Origin of the sequence: Nocardia sp. NPDC059154 (genome assembly GCF_042755705.1) — a bacterium.
Classification (GTDB): domain Bacteria; phylum Actinomycetota; class Actinomycetes; order Mycobacteriales; family Mycobacteriaceae; genus Nocardia.
In genome coordinates this window covers 1-18,408 of sequence record NZ_JBHZCS010000119.1, presented here as the reverse complement: position 1 = coordinate 18,408, position 18,408 = coordinate 1, and the positions used below count along the sequence as shown (strand labels likewise).

Annotated in this window: 14 protein-coding genes; 9 read left to right on the top strand and 5 right to left on the bottom strand. The window is 64.3% G+C overall.

Annotation, left to right across the window (positions count from 1 at the left end; genetic code table 11):
- Positions 1 to 440: CoA transferase (locus ACFXN1_RS49000; protein ID WP_379464056.1), on the top strand; the 440-nt coding region annotated here is incomplete at its 5' end.
- Positions 441 to 527: 87 nt separating this feature from the next.
- Here ACFXN1_RS49000 and ACFXN1_RS48995 read toward each other — a convergent pair.
- Entirely contained in the window at positions 528 to 2,102 is a 1,575-nt protein-coding gene (locus tag ACFXN1_RS48995; protein WP_379464054.1) for a long-chain-fatty-acid--CoA ligase, read from the bottom strand.
- A gap of 29 nt (positions 2,103 to 2,131) precedes the next feature.
- A complete protein-coding gene (locus ACFXN1_RS48990; protein ID WP_379402614.1) occupies positions 2,132 to 3,403 on the bottom strand; it encodes an acyl-CoA dehydrogenase family protein in 1,272 nt (423 codons plus the stop codon).
- 122 nt (positions 3,404 to 3,525) lie between these two features.
- Here ACFXN1_RS48990 and ACFXN1_RS48985 point away from each other — a divergent pair, with 122 nt between their 5' ends.
- From ACFXN1_RS48985 to ACFXN1_RS48965, 5 genes are all read left to right on the top strand, one after another.
- Positions 3,526 to 4,161, top strand: coding sequence for a TetR family transcriptional regulator (locus ACFXN1_RS48985; RefSeq protein ID WP_379402615.1), 636 nt, complete (start codon positions 3,526 to 3,528; stop codon positions 4,159 to 4,161).
- Positions 4,158 to 5,546, top strand: a complete 1,389-nt coding sequence (locus tag ACFXN1_RS48980) for a phosphotransferase family protein (RefSeq protein WP_379402616.1) — start codon at positions 4,158 to 4,160, stop codon at positions 5,544 to 5,546. The genes ACFXN1_RS48985 and ACFXN1_RS48980 overlap by 4 nt, the downstream gene beginning before the upstream one ends.
- 67 nt (positions 5,547 to 5,613) lie before the next feature.
- A complete protein-coding gene (locus ACFXN1_RS48975; protein ID WP_379402617.1) occupies positions 5,614 to 6,642 on the top strand; it encodes an LLM class F420-dependent oxidoreductase in 1,029 nt (342 codons plus the stop codon).
- A 153-nt stretch (positions 6,643 to 6,795) separates the two neighbouring features.
- Positions 6,796 to 7,662, top strand: a complete 867-nt coding sequence (locus ACFXN1_RS48970) for an alpha/beta fold hydrolase (protein ID WP_379445428.1) — start codon at positions 6,796 to 6,798, stop codon at positions 7,660 to 7,662.
- A 142-nt stretch (positions 7,663 to 7,804) separates the two neighbouring features.
- On the top strand, positions 7,805 to 9,613 hold the full coding sequence (locus tag ACFXN1_RS48965) for a flavin-containing monooxygenase (RefSeq protein ID WP_379402619.1): 1,809 nt from the start codon (positions 7,805 to 7,807) through the stop codon (positions 9,611 to 9,613).
- 65 nt (positions 9,614 to 9,678) lie between these two features.
- Here ACFXN1_RS48965 and ACFXN1_RS48960 read toward each other — a convergent pair whose 3' ends face one another.
- Positions 9,679 to 10,692 (bottom strand): alcohol dehydrogenase catalytic domain-containing protein, encoded by a 1,014-nt coding sequence (locus tag ACFXN1_RS48960; protein WP_379464052.1) that lies wholly within the window; start codon positions 10,690 to 10,692, stop codon positions 9,679 to 9,681.
- A gap of 152 nt (positions 10,693 to 10,844) precedes the next feature.
- On the opposite strand from ACFXN1_RS48960, the gene ACFXN1_RS48955 reads away from it, so the two are divergent.
- From ACFXN1_RS48955 to ACFXN1_RS48945, 3 genes are all read left to right on the top strand, one after another.
- On the top strand, positions 10,845 to 12,071 hold the full coding sequence (locus ACFXN1_RS48955; RefSeq protein ID WP_379445432.1) for a serine hydrolase domain-containing protein: 1,227 nt from the start codon (positions 10,845 to 10,847) through the stop codon (positions 12,069 to 12,071).
- Between the two features lie 88 nt (positions 12,072 to 12,159).
- The gene (locus tag ACFXN1_RS48950; RefSeq protein ID WP_379445434.1) at positions 12,160 to 12,963 is read left to right on the top strand and encodes an alpha/beta fold hydrolase; all 804 of its coding nucleotides are present in this window, start codon (positions 12,160 to 12,162) and stop codon (positions 12,961 to 12,963) included.
- 370 nt (positions 12,964 to 13,333) lie between these two features.
- Positions 13,334 to 16,606: a protein kinase gene (locus ACFXN1_RS48945; protein ID WP_379445436.1), complete on the top strand. Its 3,273-nt coding sequence runs from the start codon at positions 13,334 to 13,336 to the stop codon at positions 16,604 to 16,606.
- A 502-nt stretch (positions 16,607 to 17,108) separates the two neighbouring features.
- Here ACFXN1_RS48945 and ACFXN1_RS48940 read toward each other — a convergent pair.
- Positions 17,109 to 17,462, bottom strand: coding sequence for a hypothetical protein (locus ACFXN1_RS48940; RefSeq protein WP_379445438.1), 354 nt, complete (start codon positions 17,460 to 17,462; stop codon positions 17,109 to 17,111).
- Positions 17,463 to 17,472: 10 nt separating this feature from the next.
- Positions 17,473 to 17,841, bottom strand: a complete 369-nt coding sequence (locus ACFXN1_RS48935) for a Zn-ribbon domain-containing OB-fold protein (RefSeq protein ID WP_379464058.1) — start codon at positions 17,839 to 17,841, stop codon at positions 17,473 to 17,475.
- Positions 17,842 to 18,408: the final 567 nt, after the last annotated feature.

Below are 18,408 nucleotides of genomic sequence, written 5' to 3'. Positions count from 1 at the left end.
GCACCAACCTGCTCGACACCGGCATGGCCTTCTACGACACCTACGAGACCGCCGATGGCAAGTACATGGCCGTCGGCGCGATCGAGCCTCAGTTCTACACCGAACTACTGCGAGGCTTGCAGATCGACGCCGACAGCCTGCCCGAACAGACCGATCCGGCCGGCCAGGACGAGCTGCGCAAGCTCTTCGCCGAAAAGTTCAAGACCAAGACACGAGACGAGTGGGCCGCGATATTCGACGGCACCGATGCCTGCTGCACCCCCGTTCTCACATTGACCGAGGCTGAACAGAACGCCCATATCGTCGCCCGCAACAGCCTGATCGAGATCGACGGCGTCGTTCAGCATGCTCCGGCGCCGAGGTTCTCACGAACCCCCGGCGGAGTCCCGACACCTCCGCCATCCGCGGCAACCGATATCAACCGAGTATGGTCCGAATGAACTGACGGGGTCGGGGTCCGGACGTGAAAGGTACATCCGGACCCCGAACCCAGGTTCGGACTCCCCGCCGTCGAAAGACGCTGGCGCTCAGGAACCTTGCAGCTGCGTCCGCAACTGGTTCTTCAGCACCTTCCCACTGGCGTTACGCGGCAGCGCGGCGACAATCGACGTCCGCTTCGGAACCTTGTACGCCGCCAGACGTTCCCGGCACCACTGCTCGATCTCTGCGGCCGTGGGCGTCTCGTCAGGCTCACGGGCCGCCACGACCGCAAGCGGAACTTCACCCCATTTCTCGTCCGGCACACCGATCACCGCGACCTCGGCGACCTTCGGGTGGTCCGCGATCGCGTTCTCGACTTCGGCCGAGTAGATGTTCTCGCCACCAGAGATGATCATGTCCTTGAGCCGGTCGACTACATAGAGGTAGCCGTCCTCGTCCTGGCGCACGAGGTCTCCGGAGTGGAACCAGCCTCCTTCGAACGCTACCTGGGTCGCGTCGGGCTTGTTCCAGTACTCCTTCATCACGGTCGGTCCGCGGTACACGATCTCCCCGACCTCGCCGACCGCGACATCCCTCATCTCCGCGTCAACGACGCGTACTTCCACATTGAGCATCGGGGTTCCCACGGACCCGATCTTCTCCACCGCGTCCTCCCCCATCAAAACCGTGGTCGTCCCGGTCGTCTCCGTCATTCCGAAAGCGCTGTACAGCAACGCATCCGGAAAGGTGCTCATGATCCGTCGCAGCAGTGCAGGGGTGGCGGGCCCCGCTCCCCACGCCATTACTCGCAGAGCCGACAGGTCGCGATCTGCGGTGTCCGACGCGTCGCAGATCAGCTGCCACTGCGCCGGAACGAAGAAGCACACGTTGATCGCCTCCCGCTCGAGCACGTCGACCGCGGCGGCGGCGTCGAAGGCCCCCATCGGTGCCAGCACGAGGCGATCGCCACGCAGGATCGACGGCAGGATCCCGGCCACGGCTGCGATATGGAACAGCGGCAGGGCAACCAGCCACACCCGGGCGTCGGTCGGCACTCCCAGATGGATCAGCAAGCTGGTCGCGATGACGAACAGGCCCTGGTGTGTGAGCACGGCTCCCTTCGGGCGCCCGGTCGTACCCGAGGTGTAGATGATGAATGCCGGAGCGTGCTCGTCCACGTCGATCCGCACCTCGTCCGGCGAGGCCGAATAGAGGGCGTGTTCGTAAGCCTCCCAACCGGTTTCGGCGGCGCCCGGCGTTCCGACCACCAGACAGTGCCGCAGCGACGGGATCCTGCTGTGCACCTTGGCGACCAGCGGTGCGAGTGATTCATCGACCACGATCACGGAAGCACCGCTGTCTTCGAGGATGTATGCGACCTCGTCGGCTACCAAACGGAAATTGACGGTGACGGTGATGGCCCCGATGCGCGCGGACGCGAAGTATGCCTCCAGTGCTTCGATGTTGTTCATCGTCAGGACCGCGACCCTGTCCCCCTGCCGGACCCCTCGTTCCAGCAGGGCATTGGCCAGCCGGCCGACGCGCTCGTCGAGCTCAGCGTAGGTGCGATCGCGGGCGCCGTCCGGAGCGAGGAACCGCACTGCCACCCGCTCAGGGATCTTTCCGGCGTGCCGCGCCAGTTGATCGCTGATGGTCATACGCTGTGTGCGAACGGTATTCATGGTTCGACCTTCTTCTCGCCCAAAAGAATTCAGTACTTACCGGCACCGGTGAAGCCGAACAGGTACCCCGCCACTTTCCGCATCTGGATCTCCTCGGATCCCTCGGTGATGCGGTATCGGCGGTGGTGACGGTAGATGTGCTCGAACGGCAGGTGTCGGCTGTAGCCGATGCCTCCGTGTACCTGCATCGCCCGGTCGGCGGCCGCGCAGCAGAATCGATTGGCCCGGTAGTTGCACATCGCCACCCGGTCACTGATCTCGAGATGGTCGCGGGTATCGAGTTCGCCGGCGGTCTTACGGATCAGCGCCTTCAGCATTTCCGCCTCGGTGGCCAGTTCGACCAGGGGCCACTGGATCGCCTGACGACGCGCCAGCGGTTCACCGAAGGTCACCCGCTCCCGGGCGTAGGCGACCGACAAGTCGATGCAGTGCTCGCCGGCACCGAGACTGGAGGCGGCCTGGCGAATTCGGTTCTCGTGGACGAACTGCTGCGCGATCACCAGCCCTTCGCCCTCTGCGCCGAGGATCGCCGAGTTGCCGACGACAACATTCTCGAACGTCACATCGGCATGATCGGTGGGCATGTTGAACGTCCACCGGTAGCCGTCGATCCGGAACCCGGGGGTGTCGACCGGAACGATGAACGCGGTGATGCCCCGAGCGCTTCCGTCCGCTCCCGAGGTACGCGCGAAGACAAGATCGTGAGACGCGGCGTGCAGGCCGGAGTTCCAGCGCTTTCCGCCATTGATGACCCAGTCCCCGCCCCGCCGTACCGCTCGGGTTTCCATCCATGTCGCGTCACTACCGTGGCCCGGCTCGGTCAGTCCGAAGGCGAGGCCGCCCTCACCGACAATGCCGGCTTCGCAGTGTTCATCCTTCTGCTCGTCGGTGCCGAACGTCCAGACCAGGCGCACCGTCGGGTGGTTGCCGACGATCGACGACTCGTCCTGCAGATCGTTGTGCAGTCCGAGGCCGCGCCGCGCCAGATGCTCACGGATGATGGACATTTCCAGGCTGGTCGCGTCGTTGCCACCGAGTTCAGCGGGCAGGTCGTGGCGATAGAACCCGGCCTTGTCGGCGCGGCGCTTCATTTCGCGCAGCAGGTCCTGCCAGTCCTGCCGCGGCAGGCCGCCATGGTCGAAGTCGGTACGCGCCCATTCCCGGCGGTGATCGAAGAACCGGTCGTTGTCGTCCTGCCGCTGCAGGGATTCGATCTCGGCTTCGATGAACTCGTCGATGCTGCGCAGCAGGGACTTCGTCGCTTCGCTGATCGACGGATCGGTGTCGTGGGTAGTGGACACAAGCTCTCCTCGCTCTGAACGATCGTTCAGAGCGAGAAAACCACCGGAGCTCGAGGAAATCAAGAGCTAGATGCGGTTGACTACCTCTTGCCGCCCCACTCACGGCTTGCTAGCGTGAACGAATGTTCAGAGCTTCGGTCGAGTATCAGCCTGTCCAGGCGGACGACGACCCCACCGCGGCACGAATATTGGAAACCGCGATCGAGGTGATCGCGACACGCGGCTACCACGGCACGTCGGTCCGCGATATCGCGCAAGCGGCGAATGTCAGCGCCGGTTCGATCTACAACCACTACGAGTCCAAGCAGGGCTTGCTGGACGTGATCATCAACCGCGGGATGGACGGCCTGCTCGCAGTCAGCGAGCAGGCACTCTACGACGCACCCGCCAACCCCGTCGATCGCCTGGATGCGCTGGTCGCTGCGCACGTCCGAGCCCATGCCGGGTATGGGCCGTGGAGCTCTATCGGAAACGCCGAACTCCGCAGCCTCGAACCTCCACGGTTGGCGGTCGTCGTAGCCAAGCGGGACACTCAGCAGCGAATGTTCGACCGCGTCATCACGGATGGTGTGACACAGGGCCTGTTCGTGACACCGGACCCCGCAATGGCTGCGAAATACGTTGTCACAGCATGTACTTCCGTCGCGGGCTGGTACCGAATCGGCGGTCGGCTCGACCTCGATGAACTGATCGAGCAGTACCAGGTGATCTCCCGGAACGCGGTGGGATATCGAGGCGGACAGGCCGGACAGCCATGAGTCACGAAACCGCCGAACTGACCGCGAGCTTGCAGGCATGTCTCTCAGCGATCTGGGGCAAACCCGCTGTCGTGCAAGGATTGAGCCGATTGTCCGGCGGTGCCAGCAGGCACACCTGGTCGCTGGATGCAGCTCCGATCGGCGAACGCCCCAGGCCATTCGTGCTGCGCTGCGACCCGCCTGGCCGGCCCGACCCCGAACAGATGGCGCGTGAGGCGCGCGTGTTGACCGCCGCGGCCGCCTCCGGCGTACCGGTGCCCCGAGTCATCGACTACGGCGACGGCCACGATGGTGGTGGTGCTGCAGCGTCTCAGGCATACATCCTCATGGACCGCATCGAGGGCGAAACCGTTCCGCGCCGACTTCTGCGCGACGACCGGTACGCGGCCGTGCGTCCCGGACTACCCGCGCAGTTCGGGCGAATACTCGCCCAAATCCATTCGATCCCTACCGATTCGGTCCCCGGACTCTCCGCCGAGGATCCGCTCCGGCAATTGGTGACGATCTACCGCGCCTTCGACGAACCGCGCCCGGCGATCGAGCTCGGCCTGCAATGGCTGGCCCAGCATCGACCTCCGGAGCGGCCCGCCACGGTGGTACACGGCGACTTCCGCAACGGCAACCTGATCGTCGGCCCCGAGGGTGTACGCGCCGTGCTCGACTGGGAGCTCGTGCACCTCGGCAACCCGATCGAAGATCTGGGCTGGCTGTGTGTCAAAGCGTGGCGCTTCGGCAATGCCCATCCTGTAGGCGGATTCGGCTCGCGACAGGACCTGCTCGCGGCCTACGCCGATGTATCCGGGATCCGACCGGACGACGACGAGCTGCATTGGTGGGAGGTCTTCGGCACGGTCCGGTGGGCGGTGCTGTGCCGCCTACAGGCCGAGCGCTTCTTCTCCGGCGACGACCGATCGATCGAATACGCGGTGCTCGGACGCCGGGTATGCGAGCAGGAGCACGACATCCTGCTGGCGCTTCGGTTGACCGAGTCCGTCCCCGCACCCGACATCCTGACGGATCCTCTCGATGACGAGCGCGATGCGGACAGCGACCGCCCGGATGCGGACGCCCTGCTCGAAGCCGTCCACGATTTCCTCACCACTCAGGTCGCACCGAACAGCGAGGCCAGGCAGCGGTTTCTGGCGAAGGTAGCGGCAAACGCTGTCGCCATCGCGCGCCGTGAGATTCGTCAGGCGCCAGCGAAAACACAACGGCAGAAACAGCTTTCCTTGCTCGGCTGTGCCAATGACAGGGAACTGGCCGAGGCTCTTCGGTGCGGTTCGATCGACGCACACGACCCTGATGTCCTGCGAGCGATTCGTACAGGCGTGACCGCCAGGCTGGCGGTTGCCAATCCCGCCTACCTGCAACAATCCGCAAGCTGATCGGCGAGCAACCACCAGACTCCCGGTCGCTGTTCCCGCGGCCGGACAGCACGAAAAGAGAACCCCCATGGGCAGACTCGGCTTGACCATCCCACTCGACGGCATTCAGCTCGCACGGCAACGAGATCACCTCGGCGAGATCGAAACCAGCGGATTCAGCGATTTGTGGTCATCGGAGGCATCGGGTGCCGATGCCTTCACCCCGCTCGTCGGTGCCGCGGTCAGCCACCCCTCGTTTCGGCTCGGCACAGCGATCGTCCCGGCGTACACCCGCAGCCCCGGACTCATGGCGATGTCAGCTGCGGCGTTGGCCGACATCGCACAGGGCGAGGTGGTGCTCGGTATCGGCACCAGCTCCGACGTAATCGTCGAGAAGTGGAACGGCCTGCGTTTCGAGGCGCCGTACCAACGCGTGCGGGATGTGGCGACCTTCGTACGCCGAGCCCTGACCGGCGAGCGGGTCGACATGTCTTGTGACAGCTTCAGCATCAGCGGGTTTCGGCTCGATCGCGCCCCGCGCCGGCAGCCGAAGATCATGGTGGCCGCGCTGCGCCCCGGCATGCTCCGGCTCGCGGGCACCGTCGGGGACGGCGCGATCGTCAACTGGCTCTCCCCTGCCGACGTACGGCAGGTCGCACCATATGTTCATGCGGCGAACCCGGACGCGGAGATCGTGGCACGACTTTTCGTCATTCCGAGCGAAGACGTGACGGCCGTGCGAGCTGCGGCGCGCCGGGCCATCGCGGCCTATTTGAACGTGCCGGTCTATGCGGAGTTTCACCGCTGGCTGGGCCGCGGCGATCAATTGGCGCAGATGTGGCGGGCGTGGCAGGCCGGCGAGCGAGCAGCCGCTTTGGCTGCGATACCCGATGAACTCATCGATGAGCTATTCCTCTACGGTAATCCCACCGAGATCGCCTCCCGCGTAAAGGATTACGCCGACGCCGGCGTCACCACACCGGTGCTCGCCGTGATTCCGGCAGCCGGAGGCAACTACTCCTCCATGGCCTCCATCACCGCGATCGGCCGCGCCTATACCGATAACACAACCAGCAAGGACCTCCAATTGACCGACACATTGTCAGTATCCAACTGAAAATTGGCTGGCAGCAGCGGGATTGATCCTTGATTAACTGTCATACGGTCAGTACACTCACATGTGACTCAAGTCATTCTTGCCACACGTTGTGCGAGCCAACACAGAACAATCGGCTTCCCGTCGGTGTGGCATCCGCAAGGAGTTGATCGGATGAATCCGAATATCGAACCCGCTGCCAAATCCAGCCCCGGCCTATCAGAATTGCTACGACCTTTGGCCGGATCAAAAAGCGTCATCAAACGGCCGGATGGCACCAAATTGCATGTCATCGAAAACGGCACCGGCCCAGATGTCCTACTCGTTCACGGATTCGGCGTTTCAGCCGATTCCTGGTCGCTGGTGCAACCGGCATTGGTCGAGCAGGGCCGGCGCGTCGTCGCCTACGACCAGCGTGCGCACGGTCGATCATCATGTGGCAGCGCGGGAATCGGGTCACGCCAACTGTTCGACGACCTACAGGCGGTCGCGGACGCTACCGGAGTTACCGACGGCACGCTCGTCTGCCATTCGATGGGCAATTTCGTCGGCCTCGGGTCGCTTGCCGACAAGAGATTCAGCCAGCGGTTCCGCCGAGCGGTCCTGGTCGCCCCAGTAACCGGCCACTCGAGCAAGGGCGCACCGGTTGCCCGATTCCAGGGCCCGCTGATCGAGCGTGGCATCGCCCAGGCCCTGGCGCGGCGGCCGCGCGTCGGCCGCTCCCTTGCCGCAGCGAGCCTCGGCCCGAACGTATCCGAGGATGTCCTCGAGGCCACGCGAATCGTGTTGACCACCGTGCCGATGTCAGCCAGCCCATATCTGGGACTTCTGCGGAGAGAATCGGTCGAGGGTTATTTGGCGAAAATAGAAGTGCCCCTTCACATCTTGACCGGCACCGCCGATCGCACGACACCGGCTTGGCATGCCGAGCTCATCGTCTCGTGTGCCGCCCACGCACACATCGAGGTCGTGCCCGGTGCGGCGCACATGCTCAATTGGGAAGCTCCCGAGCTCGTTGTGCGCGCGGTAATCGCGGACTGATCGATTCTGGCGCGCAATCGCACCAGCGGCGCGCCGCATATTCACGAGGCGGTCGAATCCCTGCCTCGCCCTTCACAATTCACAATTCCGCTGTCGATGCATGTCCACGGCACGCGGAATCGCTCAACCATGGAGTAGTCGCATGTCAACGCCCCTCAGCACCGTTCCCTCCGATGGAGACTCGCTGCGTCGCAAATACGCCGAAGAGCGTTCGAAGCGTCTGCGCACCGACGGCAACGCCCAGTTCCACCACCTCGGCGACCAACTCCTGAAAGACCCGTTCACACCGGTGGTTGAACGGGAACCCGTCACCGACCATGTCACCTTCACCTTCATCGGTGGCGGCTTCGCGGGTCTGCTGGCAGGCGCCCGCGTCCACGAGGCCGGAATCTCCGACGTTCGAATCATCGACACCGCCGGTGATTTCGGCGGAACCTGGTACTGGAATCGCTACCCCGGCGTCATGTGCGACACCCCCGCGCTGGTATATTTGCCCCTGCTCGAGGAGACCGGCTACATGCCGAGCCAGAAGTGGGTGCACGGCCCGGAGATCTTCGAACACTGCCAGCGCATCGGACGACAGTTCGGACTGTACGACAACGCATTGTTCCACACCAAGGTCGAACAGGTCGTCTGGGAAGAGGAACACTCCCGCTGGCTCGTGATCACCAACCGCGGCGACCGATTCACCACATCGTTCCTCGGCATGGGCCTGGGCCCGCTCTGCGTGCCGAAATTGCCCGGCGTACCGGGTATCGAGGACTTCACGGGAGAGTCCTTCCACACCAGCAGATGGAACTACGAGTACACCGGCGGCACCCCGGACGGAGCTCCGCTGCAGAACCTCGCCGACAAGGTGGTCGCTGTCATCGGAACCGGAGCGACCGGTGTCCAGGTCATCCCCAAGCTGGCCCGAGATGCGGGTGAACTCTTCGTATTTCAGCGCACACCCTCGGGTGTGGACGCCCGAAACAACGCCCCCATCGATCCCGACTGGTTCGAGTCGATCGCGACTCCGGGGTGGCAGCAACGTCTCCAGGACAACTACGTCGCGAACTGGGAAGGCATCTTCGGGCGCCCGGGTCCCGACGTCGAGGTGAAGAATCTGTTGGAGGACAACGGTTTCTACCCCATCGCGCAACGCATTCGGTCCGCGATCCACTCGGTGCCTCCGGAAGAGTTCTCGCTGGAACGGATGATCACTGCGATCGAGTCCGTGGACGACGCGGCGATGGAAGAGATCCGGGCCCGGATCGGCCGGATCGTCGAGGATCAAGAAACCGCGGCCCGGCTCCAGCCGTGGTACCGCCAGCTGTGCAAGCGCCCCTGCTTCCATGACGAATATCTGCCCTCGTTCAACCGCCCGAATACCCACCTCATCGACACCGATGGCAAAGGCGTGGAACGGATCACCTCGCGGGGTGTGGTCGCGAACGGCATCGAGTACGAGGTCGACTGCATCGTCTACGCCTCGGGATTCGAACACGCCTTGAGCACCCTCCGCAGCCTGACCTTCGAGGTGATCGGACGGGATAAGGTCTCGCTGGCGCAAGAATGGGCCGACGGCACGAAAACGCTGCACGGCATGCACGTTCACAACTTCCCGAACCTCTTCATCGTCCAGCTCGCCCAGGCGGCGTTCTTCGGCCTCAACGCCACCAGCGGCTGGAATGACACCGCCAAAACGATCGGGACGGTCGTCGGTCATGCGGTGAGCAATGGCTACCGTGAGGTCGAGAACACTCAGGAGGCCCAGGACGCGTGGGTCGAACTGCATCTCGCCCAGGGAGCTTCGTGGGGCGCCGACGAATGCACGCCGGGTTACTACAATATGGAGGGACAGCAGGCTGATCCGTCCATCGTGGGGTATCCGGCGGGTACTGCGGCATTCTTCGCGTATATCGAGCAGTGGCGGGCGTCGGGCGAGTTCGAGAGCCTCAAGTTCAGCTGATCTCGAGAGCCGCGCAGAGCAGGAGGCGAGGCGGCCAGTTTCCCGGCCGCCTCGCACCTTCCCGGTTACGGGACAAGCACCGCTCTGCCGACAATCGATCCGCGGGCGAGGTCATCGAATGCTGTCTGTGCGTCGTCGAGTTTGTATGTCCGGGTTTCGATCCGGATCTTCTCCTGCCGCGCGAGCTCGATGACATTTCGCAGATCAGCGCGCGAACGCTTCACATCCACGCCCCAGGGAACCGTCACACCGGCGGTCTCATACGACAGCGTCCCGCCGGCCAGCCCGATCAACCGAATCGCGCCCCCTGGCGCGACGACACGGCAAGCCAGGTCGACGGTTGCTTGCAGACCGACGAAATCGAACACCGCGTCGGCTCCGTATCCATCGGTAAATTCGAGAACGGCACGGGCGACGTCCTGCGAGTTGTTCAGCGCCGCATCGGCTCCCAACGCGCGGGCCAAGTCCAACTGGGGCTGGGAATTGTCGACGGCGATGATCCGTGCGCCGGTGACCGCCCGGAGAATCTGGAGTCCCACATGCCCCAATCCCCCAACCCCGATAACGACAGCGCTGGAGCCCGACGTGAGCAGATGCCGGACATCATCGATGGCGTGGTACGAGGTGAGGCCCGCGTCCGCGAGGGGCGCCGCCAGGAGCGGCGAAACGCCTCCCAGACGCTCGAGGTAGCGGACATCGACCTTGATGTACTCGGCCATGCCACCGTCGGGTCCCAATCCTGGAGCGGGAGGCACTGCACCCCGTTTCTGGGCGGCACAGACATTCTCTCGGCCCTCGCGGCAGGGTCGGCAGGTGCCGCACGACCAGACGAGGTACACCAGCACGTCTTCGCCACCGGCGAACTCACTGACATCCGGTCCAGTGGACTCGACGTAGCCGGCCACCTCGTGACCGAGCGTCATCGGTAGCGCGTACCGCGGATGCCGAAGCACATGCAGATCCGAATGGCACAGGCCAGCTCCGGCAACCCTGACCAGCACATCCCGGTGCCCGAGTTCCGGGATCGGAACCTGCTGGATGGCGATACGACCTGGCGCTGTCAGCTGCACTGCGCGCATGAAACGGCTCCTCTGAGTCTGGGGAATCCACAGGGAGCGCCACCGAATCCGGGGGTCGCTCACCAACGCACATGCTACATATATTGACATTGAGTCAGTAACGGCTCACTCTCATCCTGTGATGAGAGGGAAAGTAGACACGGAGTAGTGCCATGGTCCTGAAAATCAAAGCCTCACCCGACACCATCGGCGGCGACGTCGACGAGGGCTACGGGAAGGTCGCCGACGTCTTCCGCCGCAATCTGACCAGCGGTCAGGAGGTCGGCGCCGCCATCGCGGTCTACCGCAACGGCAAGAAGGTCGTCGATCTCTGGGGCGGGTATCAGAACGGAAACACCCGGGTGCCGTGGGAACGCGACACCGTGGTCCCTGTCTTCTCCACGACGAAGGGCATCTCCTCGCTGGCCGTCGCGGTCGCAGCCTCCCGCGGTCTCATCGACTATGACGCGAAGATTGCCGACTACTGGCCGGAGTTCGCGCAGGCTGGGAAGGGGTCGATCACCGTCCGGCAGCTTCTTTCCCATCAAGCAGGACTGGCCGCGATCGACCTTCCGCTTACGCTCGACGACGTGGCGCACCCCGACGCGATGTCGGCGAAGATCGCCGCCCAGGCCCCCGCGTGGACCCCTGGCAGTAATCACGGGTATCACGCGGTCACGCTCGGCTGGTACGAATCGGAGCTCATTCGCCACGCGGATCCAGCCGGACGCACTATCGGCCAATTCTTCGCTCAAGAGATCGCCAAGCCTCTCGACCTCGATTTCTACATCGGATTGCCGGACTCGGTGGACCGCGATCGGGTAGCGCAGCTGCACTGCTGGTCTCGGGCCGAGATGCTCCTGAATATGAACGCGATGCCGCCACGACTCGTCATGGCCCTGCTCAATCCGCGCAGTCTTTCGACGCGCGCCATCGCAGCGCCAGGGGTGAAATTCCTCGAGGAGTACAACAACGAAGAGCTCCGGGTGATGGAAATGCCCGCGGCCAACGGCATCGGGACAGCACGAGCGGTCGCCAAGCTGTACGGCAGCGCCGCGACGGGCGATGCCTATCTCGGCTTGACGCCTGCGGTCATCGACGCGTTGGCGACCCCCGCGTCGACCCCCGCAAACGGCCTGCGCGACAAGGTATTGCATGTCGACACCATGTTCTCGCTGGGATTCATGAAGCCGTTCCCGAAGTTTATCTTCGGCTCGTCGCAGCGGGCATTCGGAACCCCGGGAGCGGGCGGCTCATTCGGTTTCGCCGACCCCGACACCGGTATCGGTTTCGCGTACGTGATGAACCGCATGGGTTTTCACATCTGGAACGACCCACGAGAACTCGCGCTCCGGGAGGCGCTGTTCCACAACATACTCGGAGTCCGTCCCCAGTCCTGACATCAGAAGGAGTCCTCAGATGAGTGTGAACCCGGAGCCCGTCCAGCGCTCGACAGGAAAGCCACCCCTGTCCGATCTGCTACGGACGTTGGACGGCGCCGCGGGTATCATCAGACGACCGGACGGCACCCGATTGCACACCGTCGAAGCCGGTGTAGGTGATGACATCCTGATGGTCCACGGATTCGGTGTCTCGTCGGATTGCTGGTCCCTCGTACAACCGAGGCTGGTTGCAGCGGACCGACGAGTCATCGCGTACGACCATCGAGGGCACGGCCGATCATCCTGTGGCAGAGACGGATTCGGCTCGGAGCAACTGCGTGCCGATCTCCACGCTGTAGCGACCGCCTACGATATCGCCGACGCCACCCTGGTCTGCCACTCGATGGGAAATTTCATCGCCCTCGGCCTCCTGAGCGACAAGACGTTCCGAAACCGATTTCGCCGTGCTGTCTTGGTAAGCCCGATCACCGGCATGTCACGCAAGGCCTCTCGCGCCGCGCTGCTGCATACGCCGATGATCCGATTGGGCTTCACCCAGTTTCTGGCGGCACAACCGCGCACCGGGCGCTACCTCGCCACCAGGAGTCTCGGACCCTTCGCCTCCGCCGACCTTGTCGAAGCCACTCGGCAGTCGCTTGCGGCCATTCCGCCAACGGTCGGGCCATGCATCACCATGGTCCGCCAGGAGTCGATCGCTCGCCGCCTCGAGCAGATCGACCTACCCCTGCAGATCCTGTCCGGCACCCGAGATCGCACGACACCGTCATGGCATGCCGAGCTGATCTACATGCGTGCCCCGCATGCCCAGATCAAGTTCATCGCCGGCGCAGGCCACATGATGAACTGGGAGGCTCCGGAGGAGATCGTCGTGGCCGCGCTGACAGACTGAACCAGTGAATCGCAACGGTTTTCGCTCTCCCAGACCCGGAAACCGGGCGCCTGCCCGCGCCAAGTAACCCTGTCTCCTGGAGTAGTTGTCTGAAGAGGCACCTGCTGGAGCGACTGGCTTGGGCATCGCAGGCCAGTGGCTCCAGGGTGCGAGTTTGACGTCCGGGGTCCTAACGACCGAAACCTCGTCACCCAGTTGGTGGTAGCCGGATCTTGCCCATCGTTCCGCCGTGCTCGACTGCTCGAATCCGAGTTTGCCAGGGTCTTCCCATAGTCTCAGTCGTCGATGTTCAGTGGGGATACGCTGTCCAGTAACAAAGATTTAACCGGTGCTGCTCGTTGCCGGAATGCTGGCGGATGGTGAGCAACTGATGGCCGAGAATGATCCGTTTCGGACACTTCGTGACGTTTCTATGGCGATCACGGAGGAGTTGGCTGCGGCCGGGTTCGAGGATGCGGAGGAGATCGGGCGGGGCGGGTTCGGTGTGGTGTTTCGCTGTACCCAGCCCGAGCTGGATCGGACGGTGGCGGTGAAGATTCTGACCACCGAGTTGGACACCGAGAACCGGGCGCGGTTTTTCCGGGAGCAGCGGGCGATGGGCCGGCTGACCGGGCATCCGAACATCGTGACGATGCTGCAGGCGGGTACCACCGCGAGCGGACATCCCTATCTGGTGATGCCGTATCACCCGTTGGACTCCCTGGAGGCACGGATCCGCGGGCAGGGTCCGTTGCCGGCGGAGACGGTGTTGTGGATCGGGGTGAAGATCGCCGGGGCGCTCGAGACCGCCCATCGCCTCGGCATCGTGCACCGCGACGTGAAGCCGGGCAATATTCTGCTCACCGATTACGGCGAGCCGGCGCTGACCGATTTCGGCATCGCCCGCATCGCTGGCGGGTTCCAGACTACTGCGGGCACCCTGACCGGGTCCCCGGCCTTCACCGCCCCGGAGGTCCTCGAGGGTGAGGCACCGACCCCGGCCGCGGACGTCTACGGGCTGGGTGCCACCTTGTTCTGCACCCTGACCGGGCACGCGGCGTTCGAACGTCGCAGTGGGGAGAATGTGGTCACCCAGTTCCTGCGGATCACCACCCAGGCGGTGCCGGACCTGCGCGAGCACGGCATCGCCGAGGACGTCTCCGCGGTGGTCGCGGCGGCGATGGACCGCGACCCGCGCGAGCGGCCCTCGGCGGCGGCGCTGGGGGAGATGATCCGGCAGGCGCAGCGCCGCTATGGGTTCGCCGTCGAGGAAATGGCCTTGCAGACCGACACGGCCCGCGAACGCCGTAAGCCCGCCACGCCGGGGTGGGGTCCACCTGCTTCAGCGCTTCCACGGGATGTCGGCGGTCTACCAGCAGAGTTGACCAGTTTCGTCGACCGCCGCACCGAGCTGGCACAGCTGAAGAATCTGCTGTCATCCGCGCGGTTGGTGACGTTGACCGGGATCGGCGGGGTGGGCAAGACCCGGCTCGCGCTGCGGGCGGCGGAGGCCGCGCGCCGGGAGTTCGCCGACGGGGTGTGGCTGGTCGAGCTTGCGGATGTGTCGGATCCGTCGCTGCTGGTCCATGCGGTGGCGACGGCCCTGGGATTGCGCGACGATCCGGCGCGGCCGTTGCCGAAGGTGGTGGAGGAGTTCCTGTCGGTGCGGGAGTCGCTGCTGGTGTTGGACAACTGTGAGCAGGTGGTGGCGGTGGCGGCGGCAGTGGTCGAGCCCTGGCTGCGGGACTGCCCACACCTGCGGATCCTGATAACCAGCCGCGAACCGCTGGATATCGCCGGAGAAGCGGTCTTTCCGGTGCCGCCGCTGGCGGTGCCGGACCAGGATCGGGAACCGTCGCTGCGTGGTCTGCACCGCTACGACGCGGTGACCTTGTTCGCCGACCGTGCGGCCGCGGTGGTGCCGGGTCTGGAACTATGCGACGAGGACAAGGCCATCGTAGCCCGGATCTGCGCGCGCCTGGACGGGTTGCCGCTGGCGATCGAGCTGGCGGCTGCACGGATGCGCATGATGTCGCCCGAGCAGATCCTGGCGCGGCTCGATGATCGGTATGCGCTGCTGACCCGCGGCAGCCGCAGCGCGCCGACACGGCAGCAGACCCTGCGGTGGTGTGTCGACTGGAGCTACCAGTTGTGCAGCCCAGTCGAACAACGGATGTGGGACCGGTTGTCGGTATTCGCCGGCGGCTTCGAACTCGACGCCGCCGAACAGGTGTGCGGCGCCGATCTGGATCCGGACGATCCGCTCGATGTGCTGTCCTCGCTGGCGGAAAAGTCGATTCTGATCCGCAACGAGTCGGATGGTGTGGTGCGGTTCCGGATGCTGGAGACGGTCCGCGACTACGGCCGGGAGAAGCTGCGAGAGTCCGGCGAGGAACAGCAGATACGGCGGCGGCACCGCGACTGGTACGAGCAGTTGGCGCTGGCCGCGGAAGCCGGATGGGTCAGCGACCGGCAGCCCTACTGGACCTGCAGGCTCGAGCGCGAACAACCCAACCTGCGTGAAGCGCTCGAATACAGCCTGGCCGAAAACACCGAGCGGGCGGCCGAAGCAGGACTACGGACGGCCGCCGCACTATTCATGTTCTGGTCTTTCCGGGGTCTGTACGGCGAAGGTCGCCGCTGGATCGACCGGCTCCTCGACCACCCTGGCCGTCAATCCATACCCGACCGTGTCAAAGCGCTCTATGCCGGCTCTGTTTTGGCGGTGCTGCACGGCGATCTGCCAGTGGCTGCCGCCCTCGCTGAGCAAGGGCACGTACTCGCCGAACAGGATCCCAGCCCGATGAACATGGGGCTGATCGCCTACGCCGAGGGCGCCGTGGCGCTCTATCGCGGTGAGCTTGCGCAGGCGGCCTCCTCCTTGGAACGTGCCGTCGAGTTGTTCAGCTCGAATCAGCAAGGAGTCCTCTACACAGCTGCATTATCCGTGCTCGGTTCGGTGCACGCATTGGCCGGTGATACAGAACAGGCGATCGCGTCCCACCGGCAACTGCTTTCCATCACCGAAGCATGCGGCGAATCGTATATCCGGTCAGCCGTGTTGTGGGGCCTGGGCGTTGCCGCCTGGCAGAAAGGCGAACGATCTCAGGCGATCGAAGTGCTCGAGAATGCGCTGAGGGTCAACCGGCGAATGCGTAGCCCGCTCATTGCCGCGCTGAGTCTGGAGGTGTTGTCCTGGGTTGTCGGCGCCGAAGGTGACGCCGACCGCGCAGCCGTACTGATGGGAGCCACAGAGGAGCTACAGCGGTCCGTGGGCAACCCTGGACTCATCCTCCCAATGTTGGACAATCACGACGAATGCGTCCGCACGACGCGATCGGCCCTAGGCACCCGCGGATTCGACATGGCAGTCCGCAAAGGCCGGGCGATGGGGATGGACGAAGCCGTAGCCTTCGCGCTCGGCGAGCAACCGGCCTACACCACGCCCAGACCAGGTACAGGCGTGACTCTGACTATGCGTGAGCGCCAGGTCGCCGATCTCGTCGCCCAAGGCCTCACCAACAAGCAGATCGCCGCCAAACTGGTGATCTCCCAACGCACCGCCCAGGGCCACGTCGAGCACATCCTCACCAAACTCGGATTCAACTCTCGCGCACAGATCGCAGCCTGGGTCGTGGAAGACACCGAACGACAGACTCATTGACCGTGCCGACCAGCAATAGATGCCCTTGCCCCGGTTGACTCGAAGCCGCCGATCGTCTTATCGATTCCGGTTGCATGACCACCGAAGTCAGCGGCTGGCTCGGGACGTCAATGAAGCTCTCTGCCGGGATGTACTACTTGGAAATACCTGCCACCAGATATTGGCCTCGGTGTGAAGGGCATCGCCACCGACGCCACCAGCGGTGTGCCGGGGCAGCCAGTACCCGGCTGCACCGCTGCGGTCCTGGCGCGCACCTCTGGAACCCGTGGAACGCTCCGTGGACTGTGCGACCGCCGGAGACGGATGAATCCAGTGTGTGTGTGTCGATGTGGCTGGCGACCGGGATCTGCGGGTTCGGTGAATCTTCGTAAATGCACCTACCAAATGTCGGCAGCCGAGTTATCGGGAAGGCGCACTGGAGTTGGAAAACGGGATTCGAACAGGCGAATAGCCGGGACACGGGCCGGGCCGTTACCGCAGCCGGGTTACGACCCCTCGGTCGCTACCCGAGGACCCCGGACGCCGAACCCGCGTCCGGACCATCACGCCACGCCCGGGTCAGTGCCTCCAACAGGCACCGCTTCAGGCCACGCACACTCTGATTATCCGTAGCACGCGGACCCAGCGCCTCGCCCACCATCTGCAGGAACCGCTTACGGGTGACGCCGAAATTCACGAACAGCTCGTCGGCACCGACACCGCCGAAGGGGGCCCACTGGATGGCGAAAACAATGACCGACCTCGAATTCGGGTCGACCGACCTGTCCCTCTCCAGAAGACGATATTGCTGCAGCGAGGTCCGAACCCACCACGCGGCGATACCGTCCCTGGCATCGGATTGAATGCGTGATCGCATGATGCTCCGATCAGTCCCGGGCAGGGATCGGGGACACACGCTGGCACCCCAAATGTCGCGGATCGGCACAAACCGCGAAGACTGGAAAGCCGTCGTGCCGGGGACCTGGCTGAAATTGCACGCGTACCGGCCGACTCGGGAGCAGCGGAACGTTCCCCTCGATGAAGGTGTAAACCCATGGCCCCTCGTCAAGCTCGACAATGGCAATCGTCAACGACGTCAACTCACCTCGCGCACAAGCACGATCTACCACCCGCCACGACAAAATCGAACCGGCACCCGACGAGGGCACCCACTCCAGGCCATCGGACGCGCACAAGGAACACCCGGTAGCCCACGGCGCAAAGACTCTGTCGCAGTCGGCACAACGCCGGATCATCAATGTGTCTTCCACACACAAGGCGCGGTCGTTTCCGATGCTGTCTGCCTGCTGCGGATCTGGTGCTGACATGGGATCCTCCGCCGAACGGTGCTGATGGATTTCGTTCCAGCATCGTCAATAGGGGTTGTTTTCAGCGACCGCCGAATGACCCGGTGCATACCTATTTTCCGGCGACCGGAACCCTGCATCGCTCGTTCCTCGGCGGAGCCGCCAAGGCGCGCCCTCCGGTCGGGGGCGGCAGAAACAGGTATGTCGTGGGTAGTTCGGTCGTCGTGGGTAGGGACCTCCGCGATGCAGGTTCGACAGTGACAGCGCAGGCAAGAACTGGCGAGGAGTCCGATGTTTGACCACAAGCCGGAGAACCCACGACGCGTCAGCGACCCCTCCGGGCGCCGCGGAGGTGACAACGACGTGCCTGATCCGCTTCCCTCGCGACCCGATCACCCTCAGGCCGCCGGCACCGCCGTGCACGGCACCTGGGCACCCCGCTACGCCGATGCGATCGCCGCATTCGCGCGACTGTTCTCCACCGGCCGCGGCGGCGGCGCACTCGCGGTCTACCAC